This is a genomic window from Solibacillus sp. R5-41 (assembly GCF_002736105.1).
GTDB lineage: Bacteria > Bacillota > Bacilli > Bacillales_A > Planococcaceae > Solibacillus.
Window position 1 is genome coordinate 457886 of sequence record NZ_CP024123.1, and the last position, 17126, is coordinate 475011.

The window sequence follows — 17126 nt, forward strand, 5'->3', positions numbered from 1 at the left end:
AACTAGAGATACGTTTATGGGGGAAGTTTTATATAGAAAGGGAAATTCGGGATTTACACTGCATGAAGCAATTTTATCCGAAGCATTTGGCTAAATGGACGGCGGAAACAAGCAATTAATTTCTGCTGCATTGTAGCTAATGTGAAGGACGATAACCAAAATATATAGAAGGAGGAAAAAGGAAAATGAAGAAGCTGAATATAGCTGTGTTAACGGTATTATTAGTTTTCCAAACACTGCTATCACCACTCGCTACTTATGCAAATGAACCAGATGCAACAAAACCTGAAATAAGTGAGCAACCTGATGGTGGGAATGATGTAGGTGGCGGTGATGTAGTGGAAGAGCCAGGGAATGATGGCGCTATGGAAGACGAAGGTGAGAGTAAACCTACTTTACCACCAACTGATGATAATGAATCCATGGAAGATGGAAAAGAATCAGTAGAAAAAAATCCTGATAACGAACTTACTGGTGGCGGTGAAGATAAGGCATTGCCTAGTGAAGGTACTGCAGAATCTATTCAGGAAGATGTAATACTAAATTTCGTGAGTTTATTTACAGGTGGTCAAACTATCACAAACGCTTCTGAGGCAGCTAGTGTTACACCAACAATTGGTCAGGAAGTTGACGTAAATTATGAATTTGAGATTAATGCAAAAAAAGATTATGGTGTGGGTTCAACATTTAGTTTTGATTTGCCAAATGCCTTGTTAAATTTTAATCAGGGTGGACTAGATGGCAAAGTAACTCTTGAAGGTGGGGGTATTGAATTTGATTATAAAACGATAGGGAGTACAGTTACACTTACATTAACTACGGGAACAATCGAGGATGGAAATATTCTTGAGAATGGGAAACTTAAATTCAGTGCTTTGTTTTCTGAAGTAGGAGCAAAGGATGGCTTTGATCAAGAATTGGACATTCCAGTTATCGGAGGAGACACAGTTAAGCTTCCTTTTAAATTCAAACCGAAAGTTGACAGTAGTAAGACGCCGTTAGCGAAATCTGGAGCTGCTAGAACTACCAACGGAGAGCGTTTTATTGATTGGGTTGTTTGGGTCAATGAGAGTGGTCAGTTACTAAATAATGCCACTATTGAAGATGCTCTCGGTAAAGGGCACGAATTAGTGAATGATGTTACGATTGAGCGTTATCCATTTACTTTTACGGGTCTGTCAACTACTTTTGATAAGACAGAAACATCAAAGAATTTATCTAATATTGAATTAGATGATGGTTATTATGCATACAAACTCACATATTCAACAAAAGTAACACGTGTGGCTACAGAGGTAGAGGAACTGTTTGAAAATAAAGTGACATTTAAAAATAATGGTTCTACTGTAGATACAAAGGATATTTCGGTAAATCATGTATACGGTACGAAGCTATCTAAAGAAGCTTTAGGTACAGATAAGTACGGTGTAAAGTGGGAAATTAAATACAACTACTTTGGGTCGAAGTTTGACACTAAAGAAATTACAGATACAGTATCAGGCCCGCATATAATTAAAGAGGAAACTGTTAAGGTTTATCATGTAACGGTAGATGCCACTGGGAAGGGTACAAAAGGTGTGGAATATACTCCTCAGCCTAAGCCTTATCTTTCTACTGATAAAAAAACATTAAAAATAAATTTACCATCTCCAAACGGTGAAGCTTATATTATTGAGTATGAAACAGAACTTAATGATGAGTTTTATACAGGTCAAGATGGAAGTAGAGTAGAAAATAAAGTTAGTTATGACAATGAAAGCGATAAAGAAGGATTTAATATTACCGAGAATATTTTCCATAAAACAGGTGGAGAAAATTCAACTTCAATTGACTATGATAAAAAGGAAATTACTTGGACGTTAACAATCAATGCAGAGAAAGCAATGAAAGACGTTGTAATTACGGATACTTTTGAAGAAATTGATGGTAAAACACGCCAAAAGCTTATTGAAAACAGCTTTACAGGTCTACCAAGTGGAGTAACGCCTAAAATAGTAAAAGATATTGACGGCTATATCGAAAGTTTTGTGTTAAACCTAGATAAACTTCCTGAAGGCAAACACATAATAACGTATAAAACAAATTTTGATATTGATGCAAATGGTGCCACGTATGGTGTATATAAAAATACAGCCAAACTAGATTGGAAGAGTACAGATCCATCGAACATGAAATCATATTCTTTAGAAAAGAGTGCACAATACGATCCGGGTACGAGTCCAACTGGAAGAAATGGTTATAAAGAAGGTACATTTGACCATGTAAATCAAAAGTTTAATTGGTATCTGGCAGTTAATATTAATAAACAAGATATTGAAGGTGCTGTTTTAACAGATACGATTGGGGACGGACATAAATTAGTCTTAGACAGTGTCAAAGTGTATAAATTAGACTTAACTCAGGGTGAAAAAGGTAAAAAAGGTGACGAACTCAAAACTGGTCGTGATATTAATGAAACTGAAAAAGGTTTTACAGTCACATTTAATAAACCTACAACAGATGCTTATATTGTAGAGTATCAAACAGAAGATGTAGACGATATTATTGGATATAGTGGCGGTGATACTTACGATAACACTGCTAAATTTGTTACAATTAATAATAAGGAATTTGAGTTCGAGGCAAAAGCAACGGTTCAGCATGCGAATAAATTAATTAGTAAGGATGTACCAATCCAAAATACTAATGAAGAAACGATTACTTGGACTGTGAAGGTGAACGAATCTCATTCCACAATAGGAAACCCAATAAAATTAACGGATAAAATGTCTTCTAACCAAATGATATTAAAAGATACATTTGAAGTGCGAGAAATTAAGATGGATGCTAATGGTAAACATTCTTATGGAAATTGGACAGGTGCCACTCCTATCTTCAATGATTTGGAAAATAGTTTCACAATTGATTTAGATTTGAATCAAAAAGGTTGGGAAGTACGTTATACGACCTTCTTCACAGGTGGCCCGGATGATGTATTTTCAAATGAAGCATCAATTAGTTATGCAGGAGCTACAACTGGAGTTGACAGTGATGCAAAACAAGAGAATATCAAGTTTAGCTTTAATGACTCTGAAGGTTCAATTTCTGCTAAAAAGGGAGATTTAAAAATCAAAAAAATCGGTTACAATCCAGTAACTGGTGAAAGAAAAAATCTTGATGGTGTAGAGTTTATTTTATACAACCGTGCTGGAACAGTTGAGCTTCAGCGAGGTAAAACGAATAAAGAAGGTATTGTAGAGTTTTACCAAGTTCGCTACGGTTATTACAAATTAGAAGAGATTGCAGTATCTGGTTATAAGCAAATTGATGCACAGGAAATTCGCATTGCAGATACAACAAACTTTAATGAAAATGGTGGAAAGTACCACGAAGTGATTAATCTAGCGGATGTACCTGCACCAAAGTGTACAATTTTTAAAATTGAAGTAAAAGATATCGATGACAATTTAATTAAAGATGGTATTGTTACATTAAAAAATACGATAACAGGTGAAAAAACTTCACATCCAGTAGACACTTCAGGAATAGTTACGTTACCTGAAAACTTCCCAGCAGGTGATTACAAAGTAACGCATTCAACTGAAGGAGAGTTAAATAGTGTTAATGTGAAATACGACGACGTTGACTGTAATGCCAAAGTCCAACCAAATCCATCATGTGAACAGTTCACAGTTGTTATTAAGGATAAAAACGGAGATAACCGTACGGATATTTCAAAAATCACTTTAAAACAAGGCAATTTAGTAGTAGCTGAGACAACAGTAAATGCAACAGGTAAATTCGAGTTTGATTCTAACGTTAAGGATCCTGCAAATGGATTAAAGCCAGGTAATTATGACGTTTACGACAATCAACAATTCTTAGGAACAGTTAAAGTAACGTATAAAGTAGTATGTGGCACAGAGTTAGAAGTTGACTATGCACCAACATGTCCTAAGTTCACATTAACTGTAAAAGACGTTGATGGAAAACATCTGGAAAATTTTGATGTAAAAATTAAATCTGAGGATAGAGCAGATGCCTCAGATGTGAAAATTGGAAAAACAAGTAATGCTGGGGAAGTAGAATTTACTGATTTAGAACCAGGAAGATACTATGTGTATGACAACGATGGAAATAGATTAGGTGAGTTTACTTCAAAATCAGACTGTAAAGCAGAAGTTCAACCACTTCCTGCTTGTCCGAAGTTTGAAATTGAAGTTCCAGGCTTTGATTCAAATAAGTCTACTGGTAAACTTGCTATAAAGAAAGATTCAGATGAAAGTGTTTCATTTGAAGTTTCTCAAGGTTCAAATGAAAAATTTGAATATGATCCTAAAGTAAATCGTATTCCAGCAGGTAAATACAAAGTATATGATGGAAAACTTTATTTAGGTACTATTGATATTTCGTATGACAAGAATAATTGTGAAGCGACAGTAAATATAGACGCTAATGGTCCATCTTGCCCACAATTCATTCTAACTATCAACAACGCATACGGTCAGGCGCGTCAGAATGTGAAAGTAACACTAACAGATGCTGCTGGCAAAGTTGTTGAAGATGTTGATGGAAACAAAGAATTTACAACAGATGCGAACGGTCAAATTTTAATTGAAAATAATTTTATTAAACAAGGTAAATATACGGTAAAAGAAAATGGTGTGACAATCGGTAAAATTACTGTGGGGAATACGTGTGAAGCAAAAGTTCAACCGAACCCACCAGTAGATCCAGGTCCAGGTGAGCCGACAGATCCAAATCCGGAAGATCCAAACAAACCAAATCCGGAAGATCCAAACAAACCAAATCCGGAAGATCCAAACAAACCAAAACCGGAAGAACCAAACAAACCAAAACCGGAAGAACCAAACAAACCAAAACCGGAAGAACCAAACAAACCAAAACCGGAAGAACCAAACAAACCAAAACCGGAAGAACCAAACAAACCAAAACCAGAAGATCCAAACAAACCAAAACCAGAAGATCCGAACAAACCAAAACCGGAAGATCCATCTAATCCGACGAACCCAGGCACAACACCACCGCCAACGTTACCAGGATTAGAGGAAGTTATTAAACCAATTCCACCATCAATTATTCCGACTCCAAAGGATCCACTTACCCCTGGAGATTTAGCGGAATTGATTGAGGAATATAGTAAAGATCCATCAAAATTAGATGATGTAGTAAAAGGGTTGAAAGACTTATTAGATTACTACGACTCACTTACACCGGAGCAAAAAACTGAATTTGAACGTCTTTATGATGTAAATGGTTTAAAAATGCTGTTAGATGAGCTTGAAAAAGTAGCAAGCTTACAAAAGAAATTACCTCAAACAGACGGTGCTTCTCAATTTGGAACGATGTTAGTAGGTTCGGCACTATTACTTGCAGGTGCATGGTTATTTGTAACACGTCGCCGTAAAGCGTAATGATTCTACCTTGCTCGCTGTGCCGGATATTCAAATGTTCGGCATCGCTAGCAAGTAGTGAATGATTTAAAAAATAGTGAACGTAAAAGCCCCTATCTTTAGGATTCATTTCCTAGAATAGGGGCTTTCTTATTGTATTCACTTCAACCCAAGCTGTTTCGCTTCCTCTGCAGCTGTTTTCCCAACAAATTCAGCTACGACGGACAAACGACGTGTACCATCCTCTGCGCACGTAATTAGCGTGAGGCGCGTGTCGTCCTTTAGATCTTCAATGACATGAACATCAGTCGCCTCAATGACTTTAATCGAGGTTGTTTTGTATTCATAAACAAATTCCATATCAGATATAAAAATCGAATCACCCTTTTTTAAATGATAGAGCGGACCAAATAACACATCTTTTCCTTCAATATAATGAGAAGCGAGTGCGTAATTGCCTTGCCCCATTTTTTGTGCTGGTTTCATCGTACCAGCGCCTACTGCCAGCGCATATTTACCGACGCCATTTAAAATAGGGAGCGTCATGTCTACGGTAGGGATATGGATACTGCCGATTGCAGGGATATCGTTTACTTTTCCTTGAGCTTCTAAAATGTCCCAAATCGTTAAAGACTGCACCTCTTCAAAATCATAGCTTGCCACGGGCTGTTCGACAGCTACGTCATCTGCAGGCATTGCGACCGTCACCTGTTTTTCGACAACGCGTTTACTCGTCTGTGCGATTAAAAAGTTTTGGATTGGATTAATAAATAGGAGCGTTAGTCCAATGATGAAACATAGCGCAATGACAACGTTTACTAGTTTATTTCTCAATGCAATCACTCCTGTCAAATCTACTTATTCCAGTTTAATTGATTCCACAAAAAAAGAGAATCTACAAGACTCTCTTTGACATTAATCTGAGGATTAAATTATTTCAGCGGATGTTTGGGCGCCATCTGATATAAGTTGAATCCTATTTATCACTATATCGTACACCGGCAGTTGCGTAATGGCTTTTTGACATTTCTTCAATAATAATAGATACATTTTCAACAGGAGCGTTTACTGTTTTTGAAACTGCTTGTGTTACTTCATCGACAAGGGCACGTTTTTGTTCGTCTGTTCGTCCTTCAAGCATTTTAATTGTTACGATTGGCATATAGTCGCCTCCATTTAGTAATATAGTGTATAGTATTTATAATAGCGCAATTGGAGGTAAATACAATGACAAATGAAGAAAAACCAAAACCAAAAATGGGATTTACTATTATAAAAAATGACCCGACAGATGGGCATAAAGGCTTTGGCATAGGTTCACTTTCACTTGAAAATGTGTCACCAGTCATCATTGATGTGGCAGAGGAGACAGCGACAGTCGAAATCGGAGCAATGCATGCGAAAAGTGATGTAGAACGTGGCATTAAATTTACGATGAATCGTGAGGACTCAGCTGGCGGTAAGGATTATTGGCTTGTGTGGGTAACAATTGATCATAAAGAAGATGGCGCTTATTTTGCGGGCGTTGCAGCTTGTGAAATGGTCGTAAACCGTGAGAAGCGCCGTGGCTATAAAATTTTAGCCGATCATGTAAATAAAATGGATAAATCGATGAAACGCAATATTCTTGTGGATCATATGGATGCCCGTTCAAAAGGAATTCTTGCAACATTTTTACAATCACATAATGAAGATATGTGGAATCGAAGCGAGCAAAAACTGCATGAGGATCTTGCTTAAGGAAGCCTCCCGGAAATTACAGGACAAAATCTGGAATCAGTAAGAATCCAACCTTACAATTTGATTCCGTCAATTGTTTATTTAGAAAAATGCCTCTATTCAGTGAACAATATGTGACATTTCTAAAACATCATGAATACGTGGTTGAAACTATTTACAAAAGAAAGTAAACTGAATTTAAAGCTTGCGAATAGTAGGCTAGGACACATGGACAATGGATGGCGTTGAGGACAATGCGGCATTTGAACTTTCCCAAGCTGAATGCCCCATGATTCTCAACCCTTCATTAGCCATCAATAGAAAAGCTCTTTCGTCTTACGGACTTGAACCGGAGACGAAAGAGCTTTTTTAGTTGGAAGTGCTGGTTTTTGTTTGGAGAAGAAAGCAAGTCATTCAAAAACTACTCCCAAAATGAACGAAACGCTTCGCCAGGGATCATGTCCCACACATTGCTCCACGAATCCTTTTCAAAGAAATCAAAAGTTGAACATTTTTTAGTCGGCACATCTTCATTTTTCATATAAACGACACGTTGATTAGGGCACGCGCTTGTTGATAAGTAGCCGCTGTTAATATCAACGGAAACAGGCTGCACTCCATTTGGAATTGTAAACTCTTCGTTGGCCTTACCTTCAAGTGCGGTCTCCATAAAGTCAATCCACACCTGCTTAGATGCGGCCATATCGCCTTTAACGGATAATGTTTTGCCTTGATCATAGCCGTTCCAAACCCCAGCAGTTAAGCTTGGTGTAAAGCCGAGCATCCACTGATCGCTATTCGTTGTCCCGGATTTTGCGGCATACGTATGTGTCATACGTGAACGTAATGAAAGGCCTGTTGCAGGAGAATAATCACTGTATACAGGATCGAATATGCCCGTCATCATTTGCGTTAGAACAAACGCATCTTTCTCGTTCAGAACTTGCTCAGCTTTAGGTTTTTCGTATTTATAAACGACATTTCCCTTTGCATCGGTAATCGAGAGTATCGTTGTTGCATTTCGCTTTTCCCCGCCAGCGGCAATGATATTATAGGCATTTGTTAAGTCATATAGTGAATTTTCCGTCGTTCCTAACGCAATCGAAGGATTTTCGTCTTCAGAATAGTTTAAGCCAAGCCGTTTTTGCATGTCGCGGAAAGGCTTATAACCAATGCTATCTAATGTTTTAACTGCATAAACATTGTCAGAAATCGCGAGCGCCTGTGCCATTGATAGCTCATGATCCGCATATTTCTTGTTAATATTTTGTGGTGTATAGTTTGCGCGACCGCTATCATAAGTAAAGGTTGTTTCGCTAACGTCTAAAAACGACATCGGATTAAAGCCTTTTTCTAGAGCTGCTGCATAAAGAATCGGTTTAATCGCGGAACCGGGCTGACGTTTACCGAGTGTGACACGGTTGTAGTTACTCACACTATAATCACGCCCGCCAACAAGTGCCGTAACAAATCCTGTGTGAGCATCCATACTGACAAATCCGACTTGCAATTCATTATCTGGCATATTTTTTTTCACAGCATCTTCCGCAGCGCGCTGATGGGCTTGGTTGAGCGTCGTTTGAATTGTCCAACCACCGCCGCTTATCGGCAAATTTTTCGATTCTAAAATATCACTTGCCTCATTCCAAACAACATCTAAAAAGTAAGGAGCAATTGATTTTGTAGCGATCCATTCATCACTTTTAAAAGCAAGTGGCTCTTTAATCGCACGTGTTTTTTCATCCTCTGTAATGATCCCTTGCTCATTCATCAGTCGTAAAATGACTTGCTGACGATTTGTTGCTTTTTCTAAATTGTTTAAAGGGGAGTAATAGCTTGGCCCTTTTGGCACACCTGCAAGCATCGTAGCTTCAGCCAAAGTTAAGTCCTTTGCAGACTTCCCATAAAAATAGCGACTTGCGGCTTCCACTCCATACATACCATGCCCGTAATAAACGGTATTTAAATAGCCCTCTAAAATTTCGTCCTTCGAATAAAACAGCTCTAAACGGTATGCGTAAAGTGCTTCATTAATCTTTCGATTCCAACTTTTTTCATGCGTCAAATATAAATTTCGCGCATATTGCTGGGTAAGTGTACTCGCTCCTTGCACCTTACTACCCGCCTTTATATCAGCAAGAACAGCACCTGCAATACGTGAATAATCAAACCCACCATGTTCGTAAAAGTCTTTATCTTCAACTGCTACCGTGGCATCTATTAAATATGGAGAAATATCTTTTAGTTCCGTCCAATAGCGACGTTCTTCCGTGAAACGATCGCCAATTGGATTGTTTTGACTATCTAAAAATATGGACGCTTTTGGCACAGTGAGCGGAGGTGCTCCAGCTACTTGTGCATATATTCGTATTGAAAGAAGGCTGACAGCGACGGCACAAAAAAGACCAATCATAAATAAACCTAGCTTTTTGCTAAATATTCTACGTTTTTTATGCTTGAAGTATTGCTGTCTTCTCAATTCAGTCCACCTCATTTTCTAAAAAGTAATAGGCAAGTTAATCAATTACGCCTTGGCGTAATTGCGTCCAAATTTTTTTCGTGCTTGCTCGAAAACTCATCTAAAAATCTGTGACATCCGCCGGGGCATTAACTTTAACTTTATTTAGCCGGGGTTTGGATCCCCACTTATAGAAGTGGGGGACTTCTGCTGAAGAAAGTTAAAAAATTCTTGCACTTTTCGTCAAAACAACTATAATTTTTGTCGTAGTCCTTCGATTTATGTCGACAAATGTAAGTTTCCTTTAATTATACGAAAATAGCGAATAAAAGTTTCGTTTCGTGATTTTAGTATGGGCAATTTCGAGGATACATATGCATGAGCAGGAAATATTGTGTATGGTAAAATTAAGAAACGCAAGAAAATAGAACAAAAAAACAAATAGGAAGATGTAGGTGATTGTTGATGCGATTTGATGAAACTTATGCAGGGAACATGTTTATTAAAAGTCATCAAAATTATGAGGAGAGCAAGGCGGTACTTTATGGAATGCCGATGGACTGGACAGTAAGCTATCGTCCTGGTCAACGCTTTGGTCCTGCTCGTATTCGAGAAGTATCGATTGGATTAGAGGAATATAGCTTTTATTTAGATCGTGAGCTAGGGGATGTACCATTTTTTGATGCAGGAGACATTCCATTACCGTTTGGCAATCCAGAAAAATCGCTTGCTGAAATTAAGAATTTTGTGCGCCAAGTACTCGCGGATGGCAAAATTCCTGTTGGTATGGGCGGGGAGCATCTTGTTTCATTACCTGTGATGGAGGCAGTGTATGAAAAGCATCAAGATTTAGCGGTAATCCATTTTGATGCACATACAGATTTACGCACGGATTATGAAGGAGAGCCTTATTCACACGCAACGCCAATACGTAAAATTGCCGATACAATCGGTCCGGAAAACGTGTATTCATTCGGCATCCGTTCAGGCTTGAAGGAAGAGCTTCAGTGGGCAAAGGAAAACGGAATGCACATTTCACTATTTGAAGTTTTTGAGCCATTAAAAAAAGTATTACCTACATTAAAAGGGCGCAATGTCTATGTAACGATTGATATTGACGTGCTTGATCCAGCACATGCACCGGGTACGGGTACAGTTGATGCAGGAGGTATTACACCAAAAGAATTGCTCGCTGCCATCCACGAAATAGCAAGTTCAGAAGTAAATGTTGTCGGCTGTGATTTAGTCGAAGTTGCACCAGTGTATGATCATTCGGATATTACAGTAAATACTGCGGCTAAATTATTGCGTGAAATGATACTTGGTTGGGTAAAGTAACTCCATTTTGAATGGGGCGTGAAGTGTTCAACTTTGTCAATGGAAGGATACATTCAAAAAATTCCCTCTAAAAAACCATCAAAAACAGCTCGTCCAAAAAATGGCACGAGCTGTTTTTACTATTTCTTCTTTAAATTATTTGCGTGGAAATACGTCTGCGGGAAATAGGCTTTGGCATTTTGTTGTGCAATGATGAGGCTTTCACTAGGCTTTCATAATTGTCTGCGGATTGTAATTGATGAGTTGAGTCTTGCTTATAGGCGTTAATTTATCCTATAATAAAAAGGTTATAGAAATCGAAGTAAGGGAGCTGACCACTGTGGTGAAAGATACAGGTAAAACAGTTAAAATAAAGATTGTTTCCTCCATCAATCCAACCGATGGCGAGCTTGAAAAATATGAAATGTGTCTTGAAGGTAACCATATTGAAAAAGGTGGAAGTTCGTACTTACGGTATGAGGAAGTACAGGAAGATTTGGAAATTCAAACGACAGTTAAATTAACGGAAAATCGCTCCGTTATTATGCGAAAAGGTGGCGTGAATATGCGCTTACCATTGAATCCAGAACGACGCGAAGATGGCCATTATGAAAGCCCAATTGGTTCACTTCCTATCACGACGAATACACATCAACTATCATTAGAAGTTAAAAAAGGTAGTCAAGTATCAGGGCGCTTTTTGACGCAATATGATCTTATAATTGGCGGGAGTTCAGTCGGCCACTATACATTAGAAATACATTATTCGGAGGTATAAATATGAACGCAGTAGAACAATTACAGCAGTCCATTAAAGCAGCACTTGTAGCAGCAGTAGAAAAAGCAGGCTTAGTGGAAGCTGGTACAGAATTAAACATTCATTTAGAAACACCAAAAGATAAAGCAAACGGCGATTTTGCAACGAACATCGCGATGCAATTAACAAAATTAGCAAAAAAGCCTCCTCGTGCAATTGCAGAGGCAATTTTAGAAAGCATTGAAATAGAGGGAACAGATATCGAAAAAATCGACATCGCAGGTCCTGGTTTTATGAATATTACAGTACGTAAAGATTTCCTTGCAGGTGTAGTAAAAGCGGCATTTGAACAAGGTGAAGTGTATGGTCGCTCGAACGCGGGTGGCGCACAAAAAGTACAGGTTGAATTCGTTTCAGCCAACCCAACAGGTGATTTACATTTAGGTCATGCGCGTGGTGCTTCGGTAGGGGATTCTTTATGCAACGTGCTTGATTTTGCTGGCTATGATGTGTCACGTGAATACTATATCAATGATGCGGGTAATCAAATTAACAATTTAGCGTACTCTTTAGAAGCGCGTTATAAGCAAGCATTAGGCATGACAGCTGAAATGCCAGAAGATGGATACCATGGTCAAGACATAATCGACATTGCAGGAAGCTTATCAAAAGAGTTTGGTGCAACGATTTTAGAAAAAACGGATGAAGAGCGTTTCGAATTTTTCCGTGAGCATGGCTTAAAGCTAGAATTGGACAAGCTAAAAAAAGATTTAAAAGATTTCCGTGTTGATTTCGATGTGTGGTATTCAGAAACATCGTTATATAAAAACGGAAAAATCGAAGTGGCATTAGATAAATTAAAAGCGAATGGTCACGTATTTGAAGAAGAGGGCGCGACTTGGTTCCGTTCGACAACTTTTGGTGATGACAAAGACCGTGTATTAATTAAAAATGACGGCTCATTCACGTATTTAACACCGGATATTGCGTACCATGAAGATAAAATTGTGCGTGGCTTCCAAAAGTTAATTAACATTTGGGGCGCGGATCATCACGGCTATATTCCACGTATGAAAGCGGCAATCGAGGCACTTGGTTATGACCGTGAGACGTTAGAAGTAGAAGTGATTCAAATGGTACAACTTTACAAAAACGGCGAGAAATTTAAAATGTCTAAACGTACAGGTAATGCGGTAACAATGCGTGAGCTTGTTGAAGAAGTAGGGCTAGATGCAGTACGTTATTTCTTCGTAAAAACAGCGGGCGATTCACATATGGATTTCGATTTAGATTTAGCGGTTTCACAGTCGAATGAAAACCCAGTGTACTATGCACAATACGCACATGCTCGTATCGCATCAATTTTACGTTCAGCAAAAGAACAAGACTTTACAGCGACTTTAGAAAACGTAGCGTTATTAACAGCTGAAAAAGAAGAGGACGTTCTGAAAAAAGTTGGTGCATTCCCACAAGTGGTGGCAGATGCTGCGAAGCACCGCACACCGCACCGTATCGCCAACTACATTCAAGAATTAGCAGCTGCATTCCACAGCTTCTACAATGCAGAAAAAGTGTTAAATGCTGATAACAAAGAGTTAACAGAGGCACGTTTAGCATTAATTACTGCAGTAAAAACAACATTAGCAAATGCATTAAAATTAATTGGTGTAAGCGCACCGGAGAAGATGTAAGTTACTAGTGGGCTGAAGACCTAAATAAATGAAGACCAGTCACTTTCTTTTAAATAAGAAAGTGACTGGTCTTTTTTGCATATGAAAGGGATGCCAAAATAACCAATTTACTATTCCGATAAAAAAACTTGGTATTAATTATTGACTCCCGAATATTCTGAAAGTATGATAGAGTACAACAGTTTAAATCAGTTAAAAAAGGTGGCGTTTTATTTGAGTAAACAATTATTTATTCAGACCGAAAAACAAAGGTTCTGGCTGGAGAAGCTTGCAACGCTTGAAGAGGAATTTAAGCAAACTGCACAGCAAGTAGATGAGGAATCCGTTTTTCCTTTTGAAATATTTAAAAAACTACGCGATATAGGCTATATGAAAACGACGTTACCAGCAGAATTTGGCGGGGAAGGCTTTACTGTTTATGACGCGGTATTAGTGCATGAAACGTTGTCGAGCTATTGCGGAAGTACAGGTTTAGCTGCTTCCTGGACGATTCAAAACGTCGGTGAACTTTTTGAGTATCGTTATTGGGAGCAAACAAAGCTCGAGGCATTTGCACAGGAGGTTAATCGAGGTGCAACGATTAACCGGGCCGTGAGTGAATATGCGATGGGCAGTCCAGTCCGCGGTGGAAAACCAGCAACGACAGCCAAAAAAGACGGTGAGTTTTATATTATAAACGGGCGCAAAAATTATACGAGTGGTGCACCGGATTTAGACTATTTTTTAGTATCAGCATGGATAGAGGAAAGTGATCATTTAGGATTTTTCCTCGTACCAAAAACAGCTGCGGGCGTATCCATCGATAACACTTGGGATGTGATATCGATGCGAGGTACAGGGAGTGATGACCTTGTACTCGAAAATGTACGTGTGGAGCTGACTAATTTGGTTGAAATTCCGAGTTATTCTACAGGTTTTAAATTGAATGGTTGGTTGTTATTAATTCCCGCTACTTATTTAGGCATTGCACAGGCAGCTCGTGATTATGCAGTTAACTTTGCAAATGAGCACTCACCGAACAGTATTCAAGGGACAATTGCTCAATTGCCCAATGTGCAAAATTTAATAGGGGAGATGGATTTAGAGTTGGCAAATGCACGATTCACGCTTTACGGGGTTGCCCAATTATACAGCAACCCCCAGACGAAATCGAAAATTACAAACGAGGTGAATATCGCCAAGCACGTGGTGACGAATACAGCCGTGCAAGTGGTAGATAAAGCGATGCGTTTAGTTGGCGCGAAAAGTTTACAGCGCACGAATCCCTTGCAACGTTATTACCGAGACGTACGTGCAGGGCTCCATAATCCACCTATGGACGATATAACGATTAAAAAATTGGCTGAAACAGCGATAAAAGAAAATCAAAAAAAGAAAGAGGTTATTTTATGAACGTGAAAAAGTTAGTGAAGTTTGCAGTTGTTGGTTTTGCGGCAGTAGCCATTTTAGCGGCTTGTGGGAATGACCCAGATTCGGGTTCAGCTTCATCAGGAGAGAAAAAAGAAGGCGTAACGGTTATCAAAGTAGCATACGATCAGGCGAGTAAACCGATGTCTTATCTTGACGAAAAGGGCAATCCAACGGGCTATGATGTAGAAGTTATGAAACTGGTGGATAAAGCACTAGAAGATTATGAATTCCAATATGTAGGCACAACGAGCGATGATTTATTAATTGGTGTGGAGCAAGGGAAATACGACGTCGGTGTAAAAAATGCCTTTTGGACGGAAGAACGCACACAAAAATATATTTTCCCGCAACAGTTTTTAGGGTTAAGTAGTGCCGGGCTTGTTTTGAAAAAAGAAAATGAGCATATAAATAATTTAAGTGATTTTGCATCTGCCGGTTTGGAATTAGCGCCGATTGCTGCAAATAACGCGCAGTATACAATAATAGCTGAATACAATGAGGCAAATCCAGATAATCCAGTAAACTTGAAGGCTGGCGAAGAATTTTCCGTAGATGTCATCCAGTGGGTAAATGAAGGGCGCGTCGATGGTGGTGTCATTATCGAAGGCGCATTTGCAGGAAAAGTGTTAGAAGAGGGCGCACCTTATAACAATTTAAAAGATGCTGTCGTTTATAACGAATTTGCCGTTATTAAAACATGGCCGTTATTTAACAAAAAACAACAGGAATTTGCAGATGCTTATGATCAAGCGATTGCTGAAATTAAGGAAACCGATGCGTTACGCAATTTAAGCGTTGAGTTTTACGGCAAGGATTTGTTTGAAGTTTTAGATACTGTTAAACGTTAAAATAGTGGAGCTGCTTAGAGAATTTTGCTTTGCAGCTCCTCTCTATAGACTAAATTTCCTGAAAAAATAGATTGGAGGTGGAGAGCAGTTGGAAAAGTATTTTGATATGTCCTATATTTGGTCGTCACTACCTGCATTAGCACCTTATTTATGGATTACGATATATATAGCCGTGCTTTCAGTCATTTGTGGTTCGCTCATGGGGCTTGGATTAGCGGTAGCAAAATTAAGTAGAAAGAAATGGCTGCGAGTGTTAGCGGAAGGGTATACAACGATTATGCGCTGTACACCTTCTATTGTATTACTTTTTTTAGTTTATTATGGTGTTCCTGCATTTGCTGAAAATCTTTTCGGACTTGATTTGCAAAACGTTTCTACGGGTGTTTTTGTCGTTATCACATTTAGCTTACAATTTGCGGCGATGATGTCCGAAGTAATCCGGTCAGCGTATTTAGCCATTGACCGAGGTCAATACGAGGCAGCTGTAAGTGTCGGTTTAACTCCATTTCAAGCGTATCGACGAATTATTTTCCCGCAAGCATTTGTGATTGCACTACCGAATTTCGGGAATGGTTTCATCTCGGTTTTACAAGAGGGGGCACTCGCCTACACAATTGGTTTTATCGACATTGTTGGGAAGGCGAATTTAATTATTGCGAATAATTACGGAACGCATACATTAGAAATATTCATCGCACTCGCAGTTATTTATTGGTTACTTGCAATTACAATCGAAAAATTCTTTTCATGGCTTGAAAAAAACTTTCAAAAAGGGAAGCAACCAATTCGGGCGACATAGGAGGCACACTTGATGGGATTCATTGATTGGCAATTTTTAATTAATACATTTTTTGTGGCATTAAGTGGTGTTCCAGCGGCGCTTCTCGTCACGATTATTTCGTTACTAGTTGCGGTTCCGTTTGGATTTTTACTAGCATTGTCACGCATTTATGAAATACCGGTGCTCAATTCATTTGCGAAATTATATATTTCATTCGTCCGAGGAACACCGATTATTATTCAAATTTTTGTCCTGTATGCAACGATTCCGCTGTTATTAAGTGGGCTGTTCGAGAAATATCAAATTGATTACCCCATTTATGAAATTCATCCGCTATGGTATGCGTTTTTTATCTTTTCGTTCAATACGACCGCAGTTTTAATCGAAGTTTTTCGTTCGGCATTACAAACGGTACCTAAGGGGCAAATTGAGGCGGCGCATTCAGTGGGGTTAACTACGAAGCAGGCATATCGCCGCATCATCATCCCACAGGCTCTAGTTGCTGCGATGCCAAATTTATGTACGGCAACAATTAATTTAATTAAGGCAACGTCATTAGGTTATGCGATTTCATTACAAGAAATTACGCTAAAAGCAAAAGTAGAGGCCAATTTCGGATACAACTATTTAGAGGCATATCTTGATATTTTCATTGTCTATTTACTTATTTGTATCACCGTCGAGTATTTATTTAAATGGTATGAAAAGAGATTGAGTCGGTATAAGTTGGCTGTCATTTAAGGAGGATGCAA

The 17126-nt window shown here is 38.6% G+C and carries 13 protein-coding genes; 10 read left to right on the forward strand and 3 right to left on the reverse strand.

Going from position 1 to position 17126, the window contains the following annotated elements:
* The first annotated feature begins 185 nt into the window (after positions 1 to 185).
* The gene (locus CSE16_RS02205; RefSeq protein ID WP_099422360.1) at positions 186 to 5414 is read left to right on the forward strand and encodes an LPXTG cell wall anchor domain-containing protein; all 5229 of its coding nucleotides are present in this window, start codon (positions 186 to 188) and stop codon (positions 5412 to 5414) included.
* A 138-nt stretch (positions 5415 to 5552) separates the two neighbouring features.
* On the opposite strand, the gene CSE16_RS02210 is transcribed toward CSE16_RS02205, so the two are convergent.
* Complete coding sequence (locus CSE16_RS02210) at positions 5553 to 6227, reverse strand: class A sortase (protein ID WP_253896150.1); 675 nt, start codon at positions 6225 to 6227, stop codon at positions 5553 to 5555.
* A gap of 142 nt (positions 6228 to 6369) precedes the next feature.
* Positions 6370 to 6555 carry a 2-hydroxymuconate tautomerase gene (locus CSE16_RS02215; RefSeq protein ID WP_099422361.1) on the reverse strand — a complete coding sequence of 62 codons (186 nt, stop codon included), beginning with the start codon at positions 6553 to 6555 and terminating at the stop codon, positions 6370 to 6372.
* 65 nt (positions 6556 to 6620) lie between these two features.
* Between CSE16_RS02215 and CSE16_RS02220 the strand changes: the two genes are divergently transcribed.
* A complete protein-coding gene (locus CSE16_RS02220; RefSeq protein WP_099422362.1) occupies positions 6621 to 7133 on the forward strand; it encodes a YwhD family protein in 513 nt (170 codons plus the stop codon).
* 214 nt (positions 7134 to 7347) lie between these two features.
* A complete protein-coding gene (locus CSE16_RS21515; RefSeq protein ID WP_172954338.1) occupies positions 7348 to 7485 on the forward strand; it encodes a hypothetical protein in 138 nt (45 codons plus the stop codon).
* A 48-nt stretch (positions 7486 to 7533) separates the two neighbouring features.
* Here CSE16_RS21515 and CSE16_RS02225 read toward each other — a convergent pair whose 3' ends face one another.
* Complete coding sequence (locus CSE16_RS02225; RefSeq protein WP_099422363.1) at positions 7534 to 9591, reverse strand: transglycosylase domain-containing protein; 2058 nt, start codon at positions 9589 to 9591, stop codon at positions 7534 to 7536.
* Between the two features lie 444 nt (positions 9592 to 10035).
* Here CSE16_RS02225 and speB point away from each other — a divergent pair, with 444 nt between their 5' ends.
* The 7 genes from speB to CSE16_RS02260 all read left to right on the forward strand — a co-directional run bounded on the left by speB (position 10036) and on the right by CSE16_RS02260 (position 17115).
* On the forward strand, positions 10036 to 10908 hold the full coding sequence (speB, locus tag CSE16_RS02230) for an agmatinase (RefSeq protein WP_099422364.1): 873 nt from the start codon (positions 10036 to 10038) through the stop codon (positions 10906 to 10908).
* A 319-nt stretch (positions 10909 to 11227) separates the two neighbouring features.
* On the forward strand, positions 11228 to 11665 hold the full coding sequence (locus tag CSE16_RS02235; RefSeq protein ID WP_099422365.1) for a YwiB family protein: 438 nt from the start codon (positions 11228 to 11230) through the stop codon (positions 11663 to 11665).
* A 2-nt stretch (positions 11666 to 11667) separates the two neighbouring features.
* Positions 11668 to 13335, forward strand: a complete 1668-nt coding sequence (argS, locus tag CSE16_RS02240; RefSeq protein ID WP_099422366.1) for an arginine--tRNA ligase — start codon at positions 11668 to 11670, stop codon at positions 13333 to 13335.
* Between the two features lie 213 nt (positions 13336 to 13548).
* A complete protein-coding gene (locus CSE16_RS02245; RefSeq protein ID WP_099422367.1) occupies positions 13549 to 14727 on the forward strand; it encodes an acyl-CoA dehydrogenase family protein in 1179 nt (392 codons plus the stop codon).
* Positions 14724 to 15593, forward strand: coding sequence for a transporter substrate-binding domain-containing protein (locus CSE16_RS02250; protein ID WP_099422368.1), 870 nt, complete (start codon positions 14724 to 14726; stop codon positions 15591 to 15593). Before CSE16_RS02245 ends, CSE16_RS02250 begins: the two co-directional genes overlap by 4 nt.
* A gap of 88 nt (positions 15594 to 15681) precedes the next feature.
* Positions 15682 to 16392 carry an amino acid ABC transporter permease gene (locus CSE16_RS02255; protein WP_099422369.1) on the forward strand — a complete coding sequence of 237 codons (711 nt, stop codon included), beginning with the start codon at positions 15682 to 15684 and terminating at the stop codon, positions 16390 to 16392.
* 12 nt (positions 16393 to 16404) lie between these two features.
* Positions 16405 to 17115, forward strand: a complete 711-nt coding sequence (locus tag CSE16_RS02260; RefSeq protein WP_253896151.1) for an amino acid ABC transporter permease — start codon at positions 16405 to 16407, stop codon at positions 17113 to 17115.
* Positions 17116 to 17126: the final 11 nt, after the last annotated feature.